This window comes from Streptomyces sp. JK94 (assembly GCF_053613315.1).
Window position 1 is genome coordinate 1 of record NZ_JBSICH010000085.1, and the last position, 3,203, is coordinate 3,203.

Here is a 3,203-nt window from a genome sequence, read left to right on the forward strand (position 1 = left end):
TGTCCAGGGGCGGTTTTTCTGATCAGTAGTTGGTGGTCTGGCCTGCACTGATCAGTTTGTGGTGCTTCGGTGGGTGGGGGATTGCAGTGTGCCAGTAGCTGCAGTGAATGTGGGCGCTGTGCCGGATCAGCGGCCTGGCCTGTGGCTTTGTCAGTTAGCTGGTGGGTGATCAGTTCGTGTCATCTGCGCTGCGCAAGGCTCAGGTTCAATGGTCGTTGGTATGCGGCGTCGCCGAGTCCGCCTCGTGTTACACGCTGTCGGCCCATGAGGGGACGAGGTAGGTGTGGACGTCGCCGAGTGCGAGACGGAGCGGGCCGAGGAGGCGGTGGGCGAGGCCGGGGGAGAGGTCCTCGATTGCGAGGGCCGTGGCGGCGAAGCACACGGCCTTCTGTTCGTCTGAGAAGTCCCGTACGCGCTTGCCGTGGATGCGGGCTGCTTGGTCCAGTGCTGCTTGCGTGTGCTTGATCAGCGCGTTCTTCAGCGTGGCCCGGTCGGCGGTCCTGGCGAGGTCCTGCGCCTCGTACCAGGCGGGGTCTTCGCGATCGGTGGGCCATGCCTTGTTGTAGGAGCGGCGCAGGGTGAGGACTTCGTCCCAGGTCAGCTTCTCCAGTCGGGTGAGGAGTGCTGCCGCTGTTCGCCCCTGGGGGCCCAGCGCCCACCAGGCCGGTACCCGGAACCATATTCGCTGGCTCCAGGTCCGTCCGGAGCGGTCCTGGTCGTCGTTCGGGACGAGAGTGAAGATCCACAGCCCAAATGGGATCTCGGTCGTGAACGGCAAGTAGTTGGCACCTGATGCATGTGGTGCTGAGCGGTGCCATGGCTGCTTGCGGCGCCGTAGCGGCACGCCGGGTGTCTCCTCGATGAGGATGCGACGGTGATCGCGTAGGGAGGCGGCGTAGTCGACCGGGTCGTCGTCGAAGCCGCGGCCTGAAGGGCGTGTGACCTTCCAGCCCCAGTCGGCCGGCAGGCGGTTCTGGTCCACTCTCGCGACAGTCCAGTCTTCCCATCCAAGGCCAGGCACTGATTCCCCTCCGTGACGATGCTGAGGTCCCATCTTGGAGCACCCTGGAGCGGGCGTGCTGCGCGGATGCCAAGGGAGTGCTTCGAGCTCGGGCACCGGAGGAGGTGACGCTGGGCATGCCTGCCGTGTCAGCGCCGGGCGGAGACTTCGCTGGGGACTCCGAGAAAAGGCAATGGGGTTCGCCGGTCAGATCACGGCAAACCCCATCGCTTGAGCGTCCTGCGCCAACAGCACGCTCACCTCGCATCGCGGTGCACAGTCCGGGTCAGAGACTGAGGTGCCCGTCGACCAAGGTCACAGCCCTCGCGGGCTCGTGCCCAGCATGTCATCCATCGTCGGGTGATGCTGCACCGAAGGTGCCGCCCCTGACCGCGTTGGCGATACATCTTCTGAAGAATGATGCCTTGGCCTGCGCGAACGTGCCTGATCGTCACGGTTTTTAAGTACAGACTCTCTATGTGCTGTGTACGGGATTCTGAAAAAGAGCCTCGAATTGTTCAGGAATCGTTCACATCGGAATGGACATCACCCTCGCGAGTCGGCCAGCATGAGGGCGCCAGATCAGCCTTGGCGCCAACCGGGGCCTGGCATCGAACTAGTCCGGGTCAACGAAGCGGAATTCACGCTTCCACTAAGAGACTGAGGTGCCTACGCCATGACCTATGTCGTGACGTCCAGCAGCTTTCCGATCCCGATCGGTCCGCTGACGATCCTGCAGAGTCGAGACATCACCGCCGCGACGGTATGGCTGGTGATCGTGGTTCTTCTCGCGGTCATCGCGCTCGTGGTGGTCGGGTGTGCTCCGCCGGCCGCTGTCACGGTGGTGGCCGGCGGAAGCCTGATCGCAGCAAAGCTCCGCCAGGATCTCGCCTGATGTCCTCCGCGGGGGTCAGCGGCTGAGGCTGGCCCCCGCGGGCAGTTTCAAGGTCCTCTGGAGAAGACGTGGGACGTCGCATCAACCAGCTACCTATTGGGCAGGGAAATCCACGGGTCCTCGAATTCGCCGCCGCACTTCGCGAGCTCCGCGAGCGGGCAGGCAGCCCAACCCTCGCGCACATGGCCACGAGGTGCGGCGTCTCTGCGGCTTCATTATCCAAAGCCGCAGGGGGATATGAGCTGCCATCGTGGCGAGTGACGAAGGCCTACGTGGATGCATGCTCCGGCGATTTAAGGCGGTGGCGTAAAGACTGGGAAGAGGTCCGCCGCGAGATCCGGCCCAGGGAGTTCGTCAGTGAAGACTCTGTGGAGTCACTGCATCTGAGCCCTGAGGAGCGGCGGAGGGCGTCTTGGCCCCGCATCTGGGAACGGTGGGACAGAACAGGACTCATCCTCCCTTCACACCGTGCCGAGACATATCTGGACCTCAGGCTTGCTCTGCAGTCCCTTCGCGCTTACCGCTCGCTGTCACTGAGGCAGCTTGCCCACATGATGCCCTACTCCCATTCGAGCGTGGCAGCGGTGCTGTCAGGAGCGCGGCCGGTGTCGCCGTACTTCCTGCGAAACTATCTGGAAGCCTGCGGCGTGACCTCCTCCACCGAACTGATCAGCTGGTTTGACCTCCTGGCTATGGCCAGCCCTGAGCACCAAAATGATGCAGCTCGTACCCGCTTGATGACCATGGCCATGAATGGTCGAAATAGTGCAAGCTCCAGGACTTGGCGCTCTGGGGCGCTGCCAGTGAGTGCAGAGATTGTGCGACTCAGGAAGTTCTCCCTGCAGGCAAGATCGAAAAATCTTCGGGAATGGCTTTCCGTGAGTCTCTCTGATAGAGAGAAGCGCGCCATGTTCCGGCGACTGGAGAAGCGCTATGGAGTGAACTCTGTTGACCTTTCACTGTTTGAGCGTGGCGAGTGGGAGCTCACACTCGTGGAGGTCAACCGGCTGGTAGGCGAAGCCAAGAGACTGGGCTACACCGATATAGACCCTCTCGTCGAGTCCGTCTTCCGCAATCCGGCATGACGCCACGGTGTTGCGACCAGCAGGTTAGGTGGTCTGACGCCGACGCCGGGGAGTGCTGGGTGATGGCTCAAGGCGATACGAGCGGACGGTTCGGTAGTGAAGTTTCCCCGTGATCCCGGACACGTGATCGTTATGCCGCGAGGGTGTGCTGCTGCCGCTGCCTGGTCTCGGTCGGGGTGAGATAGCCGAAAGTCCGGTGCTTGCGCAGGCGGCGGCGGTTGTA

3 protein-coding genes are annotated in these 3,203 nt (G+C 62.8%); 2 read left to right on the forward strand and 1 reads right to left on the reverse strand.

Translation table 11 applies throughout. The features are described 5' to 3' along the window. Window positions 1-247: 247 nt before the first annotated feature. On the reverse strand, window positions 248-982 hold the full coding sequence (locus tag ACVV2G_RS33285; protein WP_453846489.1) for a hypothetical protein: 735 nt from the start codon (window positions 980-982) through the stop codon (window positions 248-250). Between the two features lie 694 nt (window positions 983-1,676). Between ACVV2G_RS33285 and ACVV2G_RS33290 the strand changes: the two genes are divergently transcribed. After that, entirely contained in the window at window positions 1,677-1,895 is a 219-nt protein-coding gene (locus ACVV2G_RS33290) for a hypothetical protein (protein ID WP_453846490.1), read from the forward strand. A gap of 68 nt (window positions 1,896-1,963) precedes the next feature. Then, on the forward strand, window positions 1,964-2,980 hold the full coding sequence (locus tag ACVV2G_RS33295; protein ID WP_453846491.1) for a helix-turn-helix domain-containing protein: 1,017 nt from the start codon (window positions 1,964-1,966) through the stop codon (window positions 2,978-2,980). Window positions 2,981-3,203: the final 223 nt, after the last annotated feature.

Bases quoted from the DNA above. Each gene is read 5' to 3' on its own strand.
- ACVV2G_RS33290 (WP_453846490.1), top strand. From the start codon at position 1,677: ATGACCTATGTCGTGACGTCCAGCAGCTTTCCGATCCCGATCGGTCCG.